Below are 16,036 nucleotides of genomic sequence, written 5' to 3' on the forward strand. Positions count from 1 at the left end.
TGACGCTGTTCGGGTAGGCGAACAGCTCCGTCAGGTACAGCTCCACCGAGTCCTCGAAGGGCTCGAGGCAGCGCGAGCACTCGCCGACTGTATCGGCACGGACGGTCCCGGTGACGAGGACCCCCTCGGACACCGCTTCCAGCCGGAGATCGAGTTCCACATCCGTGCCTTCCTCGATCGCGATCGAGTCGAGTCCGATCCGCAACGGCGCAGGTACCACCGTGTGGACCGTGCGCATGGAGCCCGGACGGCGTCCGAGCGAGCGTACGTCCAGCACGAGACCCGAATCCCGGTCGGGATGCTGGGGGCTGTGACGGCGGGCAGACACGGGAATGCTTCTTCCTCTTTCCAGGTGACGGACGCCGCCCCCACGGGGCGACTGGGCAACCACTCCACGATACGCGACGGACCCGGGCGCGACGAAATCGCCCGGCGCGGGAGCCGGATGCGTCAGCGGCGCCGCTCGGACCGGCGTTCGGCCTCCGTGTAGTCGGGCACACCGGCGCCCGTCCGCAGCTGCTGCCGGCCGCGGCCCACCGACCGCAACGTCGTGCCGAGCACGGTGGCCTGCCGACCAACGAGCGTCTCGAGTTCCTCGGCGACGCCGTCCTCGGCCTTACCGTGACCGAGAAGCTGTACCTGTCGCATCCGGACAAGTCCGAGGGTGAACTCGCGAAGATCCGGGCGTCGGTGGTGAACATGCACGCCCTCGCCGAGGTCGCGCGGTCCCTCGGTGACGGCGGCCTCGGGCCGCACCTGCTGCTCGGCAAAGGTGAGGAACTCACCGGTGGCCGCGACAAGCCCAGCATTCTCGCGGACGGCATGGAGTCGCTGCTCGGCGCCGTCCACCTGCAGCACGGTATCGACGTCGCACGCACCGTCGTGCTGCGCCTGTTCGCCGAACTCCTCGAGCGGGGTCCGCGGCTCGGCGCCGGTCTCGACTGGAAGACGAGCCTGCAGGAGCTGACCGCGGAACGAGGCGTCGGCGTGCCGGCGTACGAGATCACCGCCACCGGCCCGGACCACGACAAGGAATTCACCGCGACCGTGATCGTCGCGGGCGACGCCCGCGGTGTCGGCATGGGTCGGACGAAGAAGGAAGCCGAGCAGAAGGCCGCCGCCGCGGCCTGGCAGAGCCTGTCCGACAGCGACGCCACCCCCACCGGTGCCGCCGCCGACCAGAACTGACCCGACGTGCCCGAACTGCCCGAGGTCGAGGTCGTCCGCCGCGGCCTCGACGCGCACGTCCGCGGCGCCACCATCGAGTCCGTCCAGGTGCTGCACCCGCGTGCGGTACGCCGTCACGAACCCGGCCCGCGGGATCTCGCGCTGCGGCTGACCGGGCAGACCGTGGCTGCCGTCCAGCGCCGCGGCAAATACCTGTGGCTCGTCTTGGGACCCGCCGACGTCGCACTGGTCGTCCATCTCGGGATGAGCGGGCAGATGCTGGTCCAGCCGCCGGCGGTGCCGGACGAGAAACACCTGCGCATCCGCGCCGTTCTCGACAACGGCGCCGACCTGCGGTTCGTGGACCAGCGCACCTTCGGAGGCTGGGCCCTCGCCCCGCTCGTCGAGGTCGACGGTGCCGTCCTGCCGGAGCCCGTCGCGCACATCGCCCGCGACCCCCTGGATCCGGCGTTCGACGCGGCCGCCGTGGTGAAGGTGCTGCGCGGCAAGCACACCGAGATCAAGCGCGTCCTCCTCGACCAGACCGTCGTGTCCGGCATCGGCAACATCTACGCCGACGAATCGCTGTGGCGGGCCGGCGTGCACGGCAACCGCGCGGCCGACCGGCTCGGGGGGCCGACCCTGCGGCGGCTGCTCGACGCGGCCCGCGACGTGATGGGCGAGGCGCTCGCCCAGGGCGGTACCTCGTTCGATGCCCTCTATGTCAACGTCAACGGCGAGTCCGGATACTTCGACCGGTCGCTGAACGTCTACGGCCAGGAGAACCTGCCGTGCCCACGGTGCGGGACGCCGGTGCGGCGGGAGAAATTCATGAACCGCTCGTCGTTCAGCTGCCCCCGGTGCCAGCCGCCGCCACGGGGCGCACGGCGAGCCTGACTTCGGCCGTCCTCCGCGTCCGTCGAAGCGGTGAATCCGTCCCGCGATCCCTGCCGACCGTGCACAGTGGGAACGGCGGAGGAGGACGCACATGCGAACATCGAGGAGAATCGTGCTGGCTGCCGCGGCGGCGCTGGTAGTCGCACTCGCGGTCGTCGGATGCGGCACCGACGACTCGTACCCGAGCGAGTCGGCGCAGACCACCACCGAGGCAGCCCGGGAAACGACCCCGCCGACCGGCACGGGCGAGTCCGAGCCCGGGCAGACGGGCACCGATACGCAGGGCACCGAGACGACGGATGGAATCCCGGCCTATCAGCCGTCGACGCTCGTCAGCCGGGGGATCGGCTCGGCCGTCCTGACGACGTCCGACCCGATCGCGCAGGTCAGCACCTTCTACCTCGACTTCGTGGACCGGGAGGGCTGGCAGACGCTCTCCGAGAGCGTCACTCCCTACAGCACGAGTCTCACGATCAGGAAGCCGGGGGAGGGCGCCTCCATCTCGGTATCCTCGGGCGGGGACGGGACGCTGGTCTCGATCAGCACCTATCCGTCACCCTGATCCGTCGCCCTGACGAGGCCGCCCGGCTGCCTCGGCTCGGATCCGCGCGCCGGGTGGGATACGGTGGAACCGGTGCGCCGGGAAGTCTGGTCGGCAGACGACGACTGCTGCCCGACATCCGAGGACATTCGATGACGACACCCTTCGCCCGCCTGCCGTTGCTCTCCCGTGGATCATGGGAGGAATCCAAGCGGGTGGCCGAGATTCTCCGCAAGGAGACCGTCGGTGGTGTCCTGCTGCTCATCGGCGCGCTCGCGGCCCTGGTCTGGGCCAACACCCCGTGGTCCGACGCCTACCACAGCCTCCGCGACACCACGGTGGGGCCGTCCGCGCTGCACCTGGACCTGTCACTCGGGACGTGGGCGGCCGACGGTCTGCTGGCCATCTTCTTCTTCGTCGTCGGCCTGGAACTCAAGCGTGAGTTCGTCGCCGGCGACCTGCGGGACCTGCGGCGCGCCGCCGTGCCGATCACCGCAGCGGTGGGAGGGATGGCGGTACCCGCGGCGGTGTTCGTCGCGGTGAACCTGCGCGGCGGAGCGGACGCGCTGACCGGATGGGCGGTGCCCACCGCCACCGACATCGCCTTCGCCGTGGCCATCCTGGCCGTCATCGGGACGCATCTCCCGGCGGCCCTGCGCACCTTCCTGCTCACGCTCGCCGTCGTCGACGACCTGCTCGCCGTCACCGTGATCGCGGTGTTCTACACCGATGAGCTCGACCTGGCGTATCTCGGGCTCGCGATGCTCCCGCTGCTCGCGTTCGCCGTGGCGGTGCAGCGCGGCATCCGGGCCTGGTGGCTCCTGGTGCCGCTGGCGGTGCTCACGTGGTTCCTGGTCCACGAATCCGGTGTCCACGCCACCGTGGCCGGCGTCCTGCTCGGTTTCACCGTGCCCGTCGCCCGCAGGACGCGCACCGGCACGGAGGCCATGGCCGAGCAGTTCGAGCATCGGCTCCGGCCGCTGTCGGCCGGGGTCGCCGTCCCGATCTTTGCGTTCTTCGCCGCCGGCGTGACGATCGGTGGCCTCGACGGCCTGGGTGAGGCGCTCCGCGATCCGATCTCGGTCGGTGTCGTCGCGGGCCTCGTGCTCGGCAAGGTCGTCGGGATCTTCGGCGTCACCTACCTGATGGCCCGGTTTACCCGCGCCCACCTGGACGAGGGACTGAGCTGGCTGGACGTGCTCGGCGTCGCGCTGCTCGGCGGCATCGGCTTCACCGTCTCCCTGCTGATCGGAGACCTCGCCTACGGTGCCGGCACCGTCGCGGCCGACCACGTGAAGGTTGCGGTCCTCGTCGGCTCCCTCACCGCGGCGCTCGCCGCGTCGGTGGTGCTCCGCTCCCGGAACCGCGCCTACCGCAGGATCGCGGAGCTCGAGTCTCTCGACGAGGACCAGGACGGGATCCCGGACGTCTACCAGCACTGAAGCCGGCGGGGCCTGCACGACCCAGTTCTGTGCGGGAGGAATCGGCGCCGGTCGGCGATTCCCTGGGCGGAGTGATGTCCCCCACCTAGAATGGGTGGACGGACATCGCGGCCGCATCGTGTGGACCCGGCCCCGTCCACCGGCCGCCGCGGTGTATGCGGGCGATCGGAGGTGGACGTGCATCCCTCCGAACCAGGGCGGTTGCTGCCGCGCCGGGCGCATCGGGCGATCGTCGCCCTTCTGGTCCTCTTCGCTCTGCTGATCGCCGGACCCCGGCTGATCGCGGTGTACACCGATTGGCTCTGGTTCGGAGAGGTCGGCTACCGGGAAGTGTGGGGCACCATCATCGTGACCCGGTTGGTGCTGTTCGCCGCGGTCACGCTGGTGGTGACCGGTCTGCTCTTCGGGGTGACGGCGTGGGCGTACCGAGCGCGACCGTTGTTCGCCGTCGGCCCGGACGATCCGATCGAGCGGTACCGGATCGTGGTGCTGAGGCGCCCGAAACTGTTCGCGATCGGTATCCCGTTGCTGCTGGGACTGTTCTTCGGCCTGAGCGCACAGAGTCAGTGGGCCAGAGTGCAGCTGTTCCTCCACGGCGGATCATTCGGTAGCGTCGACGCGCAGTTCGGGTACGACGTCGGGTTCTACGTCTTCGACCTGCCGTTCTACCGGCTCGTGCTGACGTGGGCGTTCCTCGCGCTGTTCCTGGCACTCGTGCTCTGCACGGCCACCCACTACCTTTTCGGGGGACTACGGCTGCCGTTCGCAACCGGCGCCGGGGACCGTCGTGGTGCCACCGGCGCGGCGGGTGCGACGACGCGCGCCGCCCGAATCCAGATCGCCGTGCTCGCCGGGAGTTTCGTCGCGCTCAAGGCGGTCGCGTACTGGTTCGACCGCTACCAGCTGCTGTGGAGCGGCCGGAAGGAACCGACGTTCACCGGGGCCGGATTCACCGACATCAACGCGGTGCTGCCGGCTCGCCTGATCCTCGTGGCGATCGCCGTGCTGTGCGCGGCAGCGTTCTTCGCTTCGATCCTGCTGGACGACCTGCGGGTGCCGTTGATGGCAACCGCGCTGCTGGTCCTGTCGTCGATCGTCGTCGGCGGGATCTTCCCGGCCCTCACGGAGCAGTTCTCGGTGCGCCCGAACGCGGCCGATCGCGAGAGCCCGTACATCGAGCGCAACATCGCCGCGACCAGGCAGGCGTACGGGATCGAGGCCGATCGCGTCGAGTACCTCGACTATCCCGGGGTCGGAACCCGGCCGCCGCGCGAGATCCCGGCCGACGTCACCACGATCGCCAACGCCCGGCTGCTGGACCCGAACGTGCTCTCGAGGACCTTCACCCAGCAACAGCAGCTGAAGAACTTCTACGGTTTCACTCCGCAACTGGACATCGACCGGTACACCATCGACGGGGAGGTCGGCGACTACATTGTCGCCGCCCGGGAACTGTCCCCGAAGAGCCTGAGCGGCAATCAGACCCAATGGATCAACCGGCACACCGTCTACACCCACGGCAACGGATTCGTGGCGGCGCCGGCGAACCGGGTCAACGCCGCCGTCCGGGACGCAGCCGCGGCCGGAAGCGGCAGCGACAGTGGATACCCCATCTACACGGTCAGTGACATCGCTTCACAGGCCTCCGGTCGGCAACTGATCCCGGTCGAGCAGCCGCGCATCTACTTCGGCGAGCTGATCGCGGCGTCGGACCCGGACTACGCGATTGTCGGCGGGTCCGCCGGTGCGGCGCCGCGCGAGTACGATACGGATACCTCGCAGTACACCTACACCGGCAGCGGGGGCGTGCCGATCGGAAGCTGGATCAACCGGCTGGCGTTCGCGGTCCGGTACGGCGAGCGCAACATCCTGTTCTCCGGCGCCATCGGAGCGGACTCGAAGATCATCTTCGATCGCGATCCGAAGACCCGCGTGGAACGGGTCGCGCCGTGGCTCCGCACCGACGGCAATCCGTACCCGGCGGTCGTGGACGGACGGATCGTCTGGATCGTCGACGGGTACACCACCCTGGCGCACTACCCGTACGCCCAGGCCGGCGCGTTGCCCGACGCCCACGTCAGCGATACCGGCCGGCTGCTTCCGGGTGAGCCCGTCTCCTACATCAGGAACTCGGTCAAGGCCACCGTGGACGCCTACGACGGCACCGTCACCCTCTACCAGGTGGACACGAACGACCCGGTGCTCGCGGCGTGGATGGGGGCCTTTCCCGGCGCCGTGCAACCGCCGGAATCGATCACCCCGGAATTGCGCTCCCACTTCCGTTACCCCGAGGACCTCTTCGGTCTTCAACGGGACCGGCTCGCCAAGTACCACGTCGACGACCCGCGGGAGTTCTTCACCAACAACGCGTTCTGGTCCGTCCCCAGCGACCCGACCTCCGAGGCCGTGGGGTCGCAGCCGCCGTACTACGTGCTGGTCGGTGACCGGGAGAGCGCGGCACCGTCCTTCCGTCTCGCCAGCGCGATGGTCGGGTTCAACCGCGAGTTCCTCTCCGCCTACATCTCGGTGAACTCCGACCCGGACGGCTACGGCCGGATGGAGGTGCTGCAGCTGCCGACCGACACGCAGACCCAGGGGCCGCAACAGACCCAGAATTCGATGATCTCCGACACCCGGGTGGCCTCCGAACGCACCCTGCTCGAGCGGTCCAATCGGATCCACTACGGCAATCTGCTGACGCTGCCGATCGCGGACGGCGGGGTGCTCTACGTCGAGCCCCTGTACACCGAACGCCTCACCAGCACCGCCGACGGTTCGACCTTCCCGCAACTGTCGCGAGTGCTGGTCAGCTATCGCGAACCCAGCGCCGGCGGCGTCCGCGTCGGATACGCACCCACCCTCGCCGAGGCCCTCGACCAGGTCTTCGGTGCGGGGACGGGCCGGATGGCGACGGCGCCCGGCGGCGACGCCGCGACCCCGCCACCCCCCGATCCTGCGGCGACCGCTCCGCCACCCGAGGAGGGCGCGACGGTGCCGCCACCCACCGCGCCGCCCGCAGAGCCGACCCCGGAGCAGCTCACCGCTGCGGTCCTCGAACTGAACAGCGCCCTGGCTGATCTGCGCGACGCCCAGCGCACCGGCGACTTCACGTCGTACGGCGCCGCACTCGACCGGCTCCAACGTGCCATCGACAACTTCCTGGCCGCCGGGGGCAGCCTCAACTGAGGTGTTGCTGTCCGACGCTTCTAACCTGTCAAGCGGCCGCGGTGCGCCGTGAGTCGGTCCGTGCGGTCTCTTCGTCGTAGGTGGTGTGATGAGCAGGGCAACCGTGGAGAATGCCGACGAGGCGGTTCGTCAAAGCACGATGTGGCGGGTGGCGCCGCCGGCACGGTGCCGGCCGTAGTAGGGGCGGGCGCCCGGCAGAGGCCTTGAGTGCAGCGAAGGCCTGCGGATAGAGCGCATCACCCAACCGTCGGTTCCGGGCGAGCACGACCCGTTTGATGCCGGAGGCTCGGGTCACCGGCGCCATGCCAGAGTAGTTTCCTCCGGGCTCGGACATCGGCCCAGCGTCCCGGATCATCCCTAATTTCTGCGAGCACCCAGGCACCGAGAACCACTCCCAGACCAGGCTGGCTCAGGTAGATCTCGGCGCCCGGGTGTCGACCAGAACCCGCCTTCACCTGTTCCTCCAGTCCGGCGATCTGTCGGGCCATCTCAGTAGTGACGGCGACCAATGCCGAGACGGCGGCGGCGTAGGTGTCGCCCGCACCGGCTCGGGCCGGCAGTTGCTCACTGCGCAAGCAGCGACGATCTCGGTGGCGCGAGTTCGGACGTATCGCTGTCGGCCGACTCTGCGGACCAGGGCCTCGACTCGCGTGACGGTGAATGCGAACCCCTGCTCCGGGCTGGGTGCGACGGACAGCACGGCGTGGGCATCACGTCCGGCCAAGTCGTCGAAAGCAGCCACCGCGACCGGGTAGTACTCGCGCAGCATCGACCCGGTCATGGACGTGTTGCGCTGCCGGGTCCAAATCGTCGCCCTCCATCCAGCCTCCGAATACCCTGGGAAAGAGGGAGGGATCACCGTGCGATACGACGACTGGGGCGCCCGGTCGCCGCAGTGGGCGGGGTTGCGCAGCGTGTCGACGAGCGTGTGCGGCGTGCCCGTGCACTATGTTCGAGCGGAGCCCGCGTCGACCGCGCCTCCCGACGCGCCGGTTCACCTGCTGGTGCCCCCGATGACCGGTAGCGCGAGCATGTGGCTCGATCTCGTTCCTCCCCTGCGCCGGCTCGGGCCGGTGATTTCCGTCGACCTCCCGGGGACGATTGTCGGCCACACCGGTGATCCGTATCGGCATGGGCCACGCGCGGACCTGGACGCTCGCTTCGTGGCGGCCTTCGCCCGGCAGCTCCGCCTCGAGAGCCAGGTGCTGCTGCACGGCTGGTCGACGGGTGGCCCGGTGGCGGCGCTGGCCGCCACGATGATGCCCGAGAAGACTCGGGGAGTCGTCTTGGTGGCCCCGGCGCTGCCGTGGCGCCGGACGTCACCAGCTGAGGCATTCGGGTGGCAGACGCTGGGACGTCTCGTCGTCGCAGCCGGCCCGCCCACGACACGCCTGGTGCTGCGACTGGCGGGCCGGCGCATACTGGACGCCAAGCGAACCGCGATCGAAGACGCGGGCTCCATCTCCGGTGGCCGGACCGACCTCCTCGGTGGAAACCCGGGCCGTATCTCACGAGCACAGGTCGACCTGTGGCTCGATGACCTCGCGGCGGCCCGCCAGCACCCGGAACGGCTCGCGGGCACGGCCACTGCGTTCGCGTCGATCGTCAAAGCCATGTTCATCACGCAGAAGCCGACGAATGAGGCTCTCGATTCCGTGCAGATGCCCGTACTCGTGCTGTGGGGAAGCGACGATCACCTTGTCGACCCCACGTCGCTCATGCAGCACGCCCGACGGCCGGGCTGGACACCCCGCCCCATCAAGGACGTCGGCCACCTGCTTCCCGTCGAGGCGCCCGACCTCTACGCGCAGGCAGTCTGCCAGTGGCTCTCCGACAGCCTCGAGATTCCCGGATTCGGGCGTCCTACGTAGATCGGTGTCTTCCCGACCCCAGCAGAACGGCACCGCGGAGACCAGTCCCTCACGGCTCGGGGATCGGCCTACGCGAATCAGGCACTGACACGCCGTTGAGAACCCGCAGCTCGGAAGCACCGATAAGTGACACCGAGCAGTGGAACCTACATGAGGGCCCTGCCATCATCCGGCCCGCGGCCCGCCCGTCGTTCGGCCGGAGCCGCGCCCCATAGCCGCCCTCCGGCCTCCGTCAGGCGGCCGCCCGACGCGGTGGTCGCCGGGCACACCCGTTCGGCGAGGTCCGTCTTGCCCCGATGCAGGCGATGCACGTCCTCTAGGGCGCATCCGCCGCGGCGCAGCGGCGCTTCGGGTGGGTCGCCGAACGCGCAAGGTGCCGGTGGGATCCGGCCGCGACGAGCGACCCGTGCTTGTCAACCGTCCGGTTGCTCGTGGTCGGCGATGCCGACGAGCCGGTCCAGTGCGTCGGCGTGGTGGTGGCCGCCAGTTCGAACGGGTCGAGAACGAGGTCGGCGCCGGCGGTGAGGAGCCGTTCGGAGTCCTGGCTGCCGTGGGCGGTGACGGCGACCTTGCCGTGGAACCCATGGTGACTGCCGCAGCCGGGTCGCGAGCAAGCCTGCCAGTGCAGCGAGGGCGAGGATCGTGGCGACGAGCGGGAAGGAGTGCAGGTCCATGAGAGGTCACCTACTCACGACTCGTCCGGCGGGGCGAGGGTCCCGGCCACCGGAAGGTCCGCGCTCCCTCGTGCGGCCCGGGCGCGCAGGGACTTGTCGACGGCGACGACGAGCACCGCGAGCGTGGCGAGGCCGACGATGCGCAACCATGCTTGCGCGTCGATCGGAGCGGTCTGGAAGAGGGTGTTCATGGCGGGCACATAGGTGATGGCGAGCTGCGCGACTGTCTGGGCGAGCACCCCGACGAGGATCCACCGGTTGCCGAAGAACCCGATCCGCCATACCGACGCCGTGAGCGAGCGGCAGCTGAAGAGGTAGAACAGCTCCACCGCCACGACGAGGTTGACGGCCGAGGTTCGTGCCTCGGCGAGGTCGGCACCGATGCCGAGCTCCCACTCGAACAGCCACCACGCGCCGCCCACGATGAGGCCGGACACCAGCAGGATCCGGGTGACGAGCGCGCCGGTCAGCAGCGGCCGCGTGGGATCCCGTGGGGGCCGGGTCATCGTGTCGGGTTCCTTCGGCTCGAACGCCAGCATGAGACCCAGTGCGACGGCGGTGGTCATGTTGATCCACAGGATCTGGGTGGGCAGGATCGGCAGGGTCGTCCCGAAGACGATCGCGGCGAGGATGACCAGGCCCTGCCCGAGGCTGGTGGGAAGCACCCACACGATGAACTTCGTGAGGTTGTCGAAGACGCCGCGGCCCTCCTCCACGGCGGCCTCGATGGTGGCGAAGTCGTCGTCGGTGAGCACCATGTCGGCGGCCTCCTTGGCCACTTCCGTTCCGCCGTGGCCCATGGCCACCCCGATGTCGGCCTGCCGCAGGGCGGGAGCGTCGTTGACGCCGTCGCCCGTCATGGCGACGACGTGGCCACGTTCCTGCAGGGCCCCGACCAACCGGAGCTTCTGTTCGGGGGAGACCCGTGCGAACACCCGGGCCCGGTCGACCGCGTCCGCGAGTTCCTCGGCCGGGATCACGTCGAGATCCTGGCCGGTGAGCACGAGTCCGTCGTCGGCCTCGCCGATCAACCCGAGCTGCCGGGCGATCGCCGCTGCGGTGGCCGCATGGTCGCCGGTGATCATCTTGACCGCGATGCCGGCGACGTGGCACGCACGTACGGCGTCCACGGCGGCCTGCCGGGGCGGGTCGAGCATCGCGTGCAGGCCGGCGAACACCATCTCGCCGGAGACCACCGACAGGTCGAACTCCGCCTCCGCATCGATCGCGCGGACGGCCGTGGCCAGCACACGCAGCCCTTGCCGCGCCAGGTCCTCGGCGGCCCGGTGGACCGAGTCCCGGTCCAGGGGAAGGAGGCTGCCGTCGGAACCCATGCCGTAGCGGCAACGTTCGAGGATCCGCTCGACGGCCCCCTTGGCGAGCACGACCCGCTCACCCGTGCGGGGCTCGGCGTGCAGCGTCGCCATGAACTGGCGTTCGGAACTGAAGGGGATGGTGCCGATGCGGGGATGCCCGGCGCGGACGTCCTCGGGTGCCAGGCCGGCCTTGCCCGCGACGACGAGCATCGCGGCCTCGGTGGGATCACCGACGACGGACCACCGCCCGTCCCGCCGGTCGAGGTGTGCGTCGTTGCATCCGGCACCCGCCACGATCGTCCACCGCAGGGCCTCGTCCGAATCGGGCGCGGCCACGGCGCCGGCGGAATCGTGGACCACGCCCTCGGGCGCGTATCCCGAACCGGTCACGGAATACAGGGAGTGCACCGTCCACAGGTGGCGTACCGTCATCTGGTTCGCGGTGAGTGTTCCGGTCTTGTCCGAACAGATGACGGTCGTGCTGCCGAGCGTCTCGACGGCGGGCAGTCGGCGGATCACCGCCCGGCGCCGGGCCATCCGGGCCACACCGATGGCCATCGTGATGGTGACGACCGCGGGAAGCCCTTCCGGGATGGCGCCGACCGCAAGCGCCACCGCGGCGGTGAACGTTTCCGGCGCGTCCTGACCGCGGACGAGACCGATCGCGAAGGTCGCCGCCGCCAGCACGACGATCGCCACGGTCAGAACCCTGCTGAACGAGGCCAGTTTGGCGGTGAGCGGCGTGGCCAGCACGTCCGCGGCCCCGACGAGGCGATGGATCTCCCCGAGTTCGGTCCGGTCGCCGGTCGCAACGGTGACCCCGGCGCCCGCCCCGGCCGTCACCAACGTGCCCGAGTGCACCATGTTGCGGCGATCCGCCACCGGCGTGGCAGGCGGCAGTACCACCTCGTCCTTGACGACCGGAACGGACTCCCCGGTCAGGGCGGACTCGTCGATCTGCAATTCGGCGACGCGGATCAGGCGCAGGTCTGCGGGAACCTTGTCGCCGGCCTCGAGGACGACGAGATCGCCGGGTACGAGGTCGTCCGACGGCAGGGTCTGCTGGCGTCCACCGCGGATCACGCGTGTCTGTGTGCGCACCATGGACCGGAGTGCGTCGAGCGCCGCTTCGGCCTTGGACTCCTGGACGAAGCCGACGGTGGCGTTGACCAGGACGACCGCGAGGATGACGGCCGAGTCGACGTATTCGTCCAGCCACAGCGTGATCGCCGCTGCGGACAGCAGCACATAGATGAGGGGATTGTGGAACTGGCGCAGAATCCGCCGCAGCACCCCGTGGCCCGAGGCCGCCGGCAGCACGTTGGGCCCGAATCGTTCCAGCCTGCGGGTGGCCTCGTCCGCGTCGAGGCCGCGATGCGGATCGGTCTCGTGCAGGAGGACGACCTCGTGGACCGACAGGTCGTGGTGCGTATTGACGGGCGACGGATCGACGGGCAGGACCATGATGCGACCTCCGGCATCGGTTGCGGGCGCGACGGGGGCAGGAACGGGATCAGTCCGGCACGCGCCGGATGCAGAGCAGTCGGTCGTCGGCTCCGATGGTGGCGGCCTCCGGTGATCCGACGTGCAGCCGCCGGCCGTCACGGACGATCCCGAGCACGATGTCGGTCAGGTGGCGGGGGGATTCGCCGATCTCGGCGGCCTCGACCGCCCGTTCGGTGATGGCGAACCCGGCCTCGGGGGTGAGCAGGTCTTCGACCATCTGCACCACGCCGGGTGTGGCCGTCGCGACGCCCAGCAGCCGCCCGGCGGTTTCGGAGGAGACGACCACGGTGTCGGCCCCGGACCGGCGGAGGACGTGGGTGTTCTCGGACTCGCGAACTGCGGCGACGATCTTTGCAGCGGGCGCGAGTTCGCGGGCGGTGAGGGTGACGAGCACCGCGGTGTCGTCGCGATCGGCGGCAACGACGATCGAGGTGCAGTGCGGAACCCCGGCCAGGCGCAGCACGTCCGATCTCGTGGCCGAGCCCTGCACCGTCACCAGACCCTGTCCGGCGGCGGCCTCGAGTATCAGTGGGTCGGTGTCGACGACCACGATCTCGGAGGGCGGGACGCCGTCCCCGAGCATCGCGTCCACTGCGGCACGGCCCTTGGTGCCGTAACCCACGACGACCGTGTGGTTGCGCGCCCGGCGTCGCCACTGCTGGATACGGAACGCCTGCCGCGAGCTCTCGGTCAGAGCCGAGAGCGTGGTGCCGACCAGGACGATGAGGAAGAAGACCCGTAGCGGAGTGATAATCAGGATGTTGACCAGGCGAGCCTGTTCGGTGATCGGAGCGATGTCGCCGTAGCCGGTGGTCGACAGCGACACCGTCGCGTAGTAGATGCAGTCCAGCAGGGACAGCTCGTCGTCCTGACTGTCGGTGTAGCCGTCGCGGTCCAGGTAGACGACGAGCACCACCAGGGCCAGGGCGATCAGGGCGTAGCCGATCCGGCGGACGATGGCCCGGCCGGGACTGGTCTGCGACTGCGGGACCCGCAGGACGCCCACCAGCGCGAAGCCCGGGCGTTCGGTGAGCACGTCGGCGCCCGTCAACCGAGCACGCCACCTAGCCGGCATCGTGAAACCTGTGCATGCGTGGTCGCGCGATGTTCGATGTGCTCATCCGCCGAGTACCCGGCTCGGAACCCGACCTGCGAACGAATCCTGGTCCACGGTGCCCTCCCTGGTCGTGAAATGCGAACGCCACTCGCCGACCAGACTTCCCGGCACTCCGGGCATCACCCTATCGTGCGGGCGGTCCGGATCGACGGGACTTCGGCCCCTTGGGGAGTCCTAGTGCACGAGGGCGAGCCGGCGCCACGACCACAGCGTCAGGCCCGCCGAGACGGCAGGAACGACGAGGGCGAGCGCGAGTTGCGGACCGGTGACGGAACCGGCCTGCGGTCCCGCCGCCCACAGGCCCGGAGCCGAGAACGGGAACCAGCCGCCCGCTCCGGCCATGACCGCCATCTGGGCGACGACCACCACGGCGATGATCGTCCCGACCGCGGGCAGGTATCCCCGCGCAACGGTGGCGACCCAGGCGCAGGGGAATGCGAGTCCCGCGGTGAGCAGGGCGACGGCGAGGAATCTGCCCACGAGCGCCGGCGTCCCCGGGTCGAGGGGCTCTTCGTCGACGAGCGTTCCCGCCACCACCGCCAGTGCGGCGCCCAGCGCGAGGCTGGTGGCGACCGCCCACGACAGCAGGATCAGCAGCTTTGCGGCGGCGAGGACCGGGCGGGAGACCGGCGCGGCCCACAGACCGGTGATCGTTCCGTCGGTGAACTCGCGGCCGAAGACCCAGCCGATGACCACACCGAATCCGAGAAGCCCGCCCACCGAGACGATGGTGTCGGCTGCGGCGAACAGTCCCGCTCGGCCGCCGTCGCCGACGATGGTCTGCGCCTTACCCGCCATCACCGCGTTGGCACCGTGCACGGACTGCAGGGTCAGCACACACATGGTCACCACCCCCGTCGTGAGAAGGGCGGTGGTGACCCATACGGGGCGTGCCCGCCGGAACTTGGCCCACTCGACCGCCAGCGCGGCCCGGATCTGCTCGGAGGTGGTCATCGTCGCGCCTCGCTGTCGCGGTACACCAGGTCGAAGAACTGCCGCTCGAGATCGATTCCGTCCGGGTCGAGGGAGCCGACGACGCGTCCCTCGTTGACGGCTGTGATGCGGTCGGCCACGCGGGCGACCTCGTCGAGATGGTGGCTGGACACCAGCGTCGCCGCGCCGCGCTCCCGGCTGCGCTGCAGCAGCGTGCGCAGCAGCATGATCCCGGCCGGATCGAGCGCATTGGTCGGCTCGTCCAGGATCAGCACATCCGGGTCCGCGATCAGCGCCGCGGCCAGACCCAGCCGCTGCCGGTTGCCGAGGGAGAGTTTCCGTGCGCTGGTCCGCGCCCACCGGGACAGGACCAGTTCCTCGATCCACCGGTCGGCCGCGGCGGTGGCGCCTGCCGCGGACAGGCCGGCGAGGCGGCCCGCGATGCGCAGGTTCTGCGCGACGGTCAGTTCGGGATAGGCCAGCGGTGTTTCGACCAGGTGCCCGACGCCCGTCCAGTGCCGTGCCGGCATCGTCGACGGCGCCAGGCCCCGCACGCGCACGATTCCGTCGTCGGGCTCGATCATGCCGAGGAACAGGCGCATCAACGTCGTCTTTCCCGCCCCGTTGAGGCCCACGAACGCGTGTACCTCGCCCGCCCGCACCTCGGTGGTGACGCCCTCGAGTACCGGCGCGGAGCCGTAGCGTTTGCACACGTTCCGGCACTCGAGCACGACGTCGCCGACCTCGGTCACGGCACCTCCCGTGACTGCCGTGAGGGACTGGCCTCCGGTGCGAGCTGGTGCAGGGCCGACGCAATCCGGTTGCCGAGAGCCTCGTCGCCGGTTTCTGCCCAGTCCGTCAGCGCCGCCATGAGTGCGCCCATGCAGGCCCCGGCGGCCACTGCGGCCTCGAGTCGTCGTGTCCCCGGTTCGGCGAGCGCGGCGGCGACGGCCTCCTGGGTGCGCAGGGTGTTCTCCCACATCCGCGCGCGCAGCCGGGGGTGTGCCGCGACGATCCGCAGGCGAGTGCGCACGTCCCCGAGATCCGTCTCGGGAATCAGCGCCCAGGCGTCGAGGATCCCCCGGCACGCCCGTTCCAGCGGGCTCCGGTCCGCCGGCTGCGCGGCCACGGCGTCCGCAATGACAGGGTCGTAGGGATCATCAAGCAGAACAGCGTCTTTGGATGGAAAGTACCGGAAGAAGGTCATGTGCGACACCCCGGCGGCGGAGGCGATCCGGTCGACGGTGACGGCGTCGTAGCCGTCCTCGGTGAACAGCTGCACCGCCGTCGCCTGGATGCGCTGCCGGGTCCGCTCGGACTTGGACACCCCATAATGTTAGCCACTAACAGTTCGGGCGATCAAGGGGTGTGCCGCCACTGCCCGGT

11 protein-coding genes and 2 pseudogenes are annotated in these 16,036 nt (G+C 70.0%); 6 read left to right on the top strand and 7 right to left on the bottom strand.

All coding sequences use genetic code 11. From position 1 onward, the window contains the following. Together AIIKEEIJ_RS12225 and AIIKEEIJ_RS33995 are read right to left on the bottom strand one after the other, a co-directional pair. Nucleotides 1–328, bottom strand: a 328-nt coding sequence (locus tag AIIKEEIJ_RS12225; RefSeq protein WP_443217103.1) for a YceD family protein, incomplete at its 3' end; no start/stop codon positions are given. Between the two features lie 122 nt (nt 329–450). Beyond that, nucleotides 451–564, bottom strand: a pseudogene (locus AIIKEEIJ_RS33995) (DivIVA domain-containing protein); the annotation flags it as partial. Here AIIKEEIJ_RS33995 and rnc point away from each other — a divergent pair. The 6 genes and pseudogenes from rnc to AIIKEEIJ_RS12260 all read left to right on the top strand — a co-directional run. Beyond that, a pseudogene (gene rnc, locus AIIKEEIJ_RS12235) lies at nt 511–1,188 on the top strand (ribonuclease III); the annotation flags it as partial. The pseudogenes AIIKEEIJ_RS33995 and rnc sit on opposite strands and share 54 nt — an antisense overlap. 6 nt (nt 1,189–1,194) lie before the next feature. Next, nucleotides 1,195–2,064, top strand: a complete 870-nt coding sequence (gene mutM, locus AIIKEEIJ_RS12240; protein ID WP_006933632.1) for a bifunctional DNA-formamidopyrimidine glycosylase/DNA-(apurinic or apyrimidinic site) lyase — start codon at nt 1,195–1,197, stop codon at nt 2,062–2,064. A gap of 91 nt (nt 2,065–2,155) precedes the next feature. Further along, nucleotides 2,156–2,626 (top strand): hypothetical protein, encoded by a 471-nt coding sequence (locus tag AIIKEEIJ_RS12245; protein WP_161995748.1) that lies wholly within the window; start codon nt 2,156–2,158, stop codon nt 2,624–2,626. Between the two features lie 194 nt (nt 2,627–2,820). Next, nucleotides 2,821–4,047: a Na+/H+ antiporter NhaA gene (gene nhaA / locus AIIKEEIJ_RS12250; protein ID WP_037201635.1), complete on the top strand. Its 1,227-nt coding sequence runs from the start codon at nt 2,821–2,823 to the stop codon at nt 4,045–4,047. A gap of 171 nt (nt 4,048–4,218) precedes the next feature. After that, on the top strand, nt 4,219–7,233 hold the full coding sequence (locus tag AIIKEEIJ_RS12255) for a UPF0182 family protein (RefSeq protein WP_044475759.1): 3,015 nt from the start codon (nt 4,219–4,221) through the stop codon (nt 7,231–7,233). Nucleotides 7,234–8,012: 779 nt separating this feature from the next. Further along, nucleotides 8,013–9,104 (top strand): alpha/beta fold hydrolase, encoded by a 1,092-nt coding sequence (locus tag AIIKEEIJ_RS12260; protein WP_202916950.1) that lies wholly within the window; start codon nt 8,013–8,015, stop codon nt 9,102–9,104. Nucleotides 9,105–9,792: 688 nt separating this feature from the next. On the opposite strand, the gene AIIKEEIJ_RS12265 is transcribed toward AIIKEEIJ_RS12260, so the two are convergent. The 5 genes from AIIKEEIJ_RS12265 to AIIKEEIJ_RS12285 form a co-directional block, all read right to left on the bottom strand. Then, nucleotides 9,793–12,552 (bottom strand): cation-transporting P-type ATPase, encoded by a 2,760-nt coding sequence (locus AIIKEEIJ_RS12265; RefSeq protein ID WP_443217104.1) that lies wholly within the window; start codon nt 12,550–12,552, stop codon nt 9,793–9,795. Between the two features lie 55 nt (nt 12,553–12,607). Further along, entirely contained in the window at nt 12,608–13,675 is a 1,068-nt protein-coding gene (locus AIIKEEIJ_RS12270; RefSeq protein WP_161995751.1) for an NAD-binding protein, read from the bottom strand. Nucleotides 13,676–13,891: 216 nt separating this feature from the next. Then, nucleotides 13,892–14,671 (bottom strand): ABC transporter permease, encoded by a 780-nt coding sequence (locus AIIKEEIJ_RS12275; RefSeq protein WP_161995752.1) that lies wholly within the window; start codon nt 14,669–14,671, stop codon nt 13,892–13,894. Beyond that, complete coding sequence (locus tag AIIKEEIJ_RS12280) at nt 14,668–15,402, bottom strand: ABC transporter ATP-binding protein (protein ID WP_006933645.1); 735 nt, start codon at nt 15,400–15,402, stop codon at nt 14,668–14,670. Before AIIKEEIJ_RS12280 ends, AIIKEEIJ_RS12275 begins: the two co-directional genes overlap by 4 nt. After that, the gene (locus tag AIIKEEIJ_RS12285; RefSeq protein ID WP_161995753.1) at nt 15,399–15,977 is read right to left on the bottom strand and encodes a TetR family transcriptional regulator; all 579 of its coding nucleotides are present in this window, start codon (nt 15,975–15,977) and stop codon (nt 15,399–15,401) included. Before AIIKEEIJ_RS12285 ends, AIIKEEIJ_RS12280 begins: the two co-directional genes overlap by 4 nt. Nucleotides 15,978–16,036: the final 59 nt, after the last annotated feature.

The organism is Rhodococcus sp. YH1 (assembly GCF_009939605.1).
Lineage (GTDB): Bacteria > Actinomycetota > Actinomycetes > Mycobacteriales > Mycobacteriaceae > Rhodococcus > Rhodococcus aetherivorans.

What these genes read in the sequence shown, in the direction of transcription:
- AIIKEEIJ_RS12245 (WP_161995748.1), top strand. Translation starts at nt 2,156, where the DNA reads ATGCGAACATCGAGGAGAATCGTGCTGGCTGCCGCGGCGGCGCTGGTA.
- AIIKEEIJ_RS12260 (WP_202916950.1), top strand. Translation starts at nt 8,013, where the DNA reads ATGGACGTGTTGCGCTGCCGGGTCCAAATCGTCGCCCTCCATCCAGCC.
- AIIKEEIJ_RS12270 (WP_161995751.1), bottom strand. Translation starts at nt 13,675, where the DNA reads ATGCCGGCTAGGTGGCGTGCTCGGTTGACGGGCGCCGACGTGCTCACC.
- AIIKEEIJ_RS12275 (WP_161995752.1), bottom strand. Translation starts at nt 14,671, where the DNA reads ATGACCACCTCCGAGCAGATCCGGGCCGCGCTGGCGGTCGAGTGGGCC.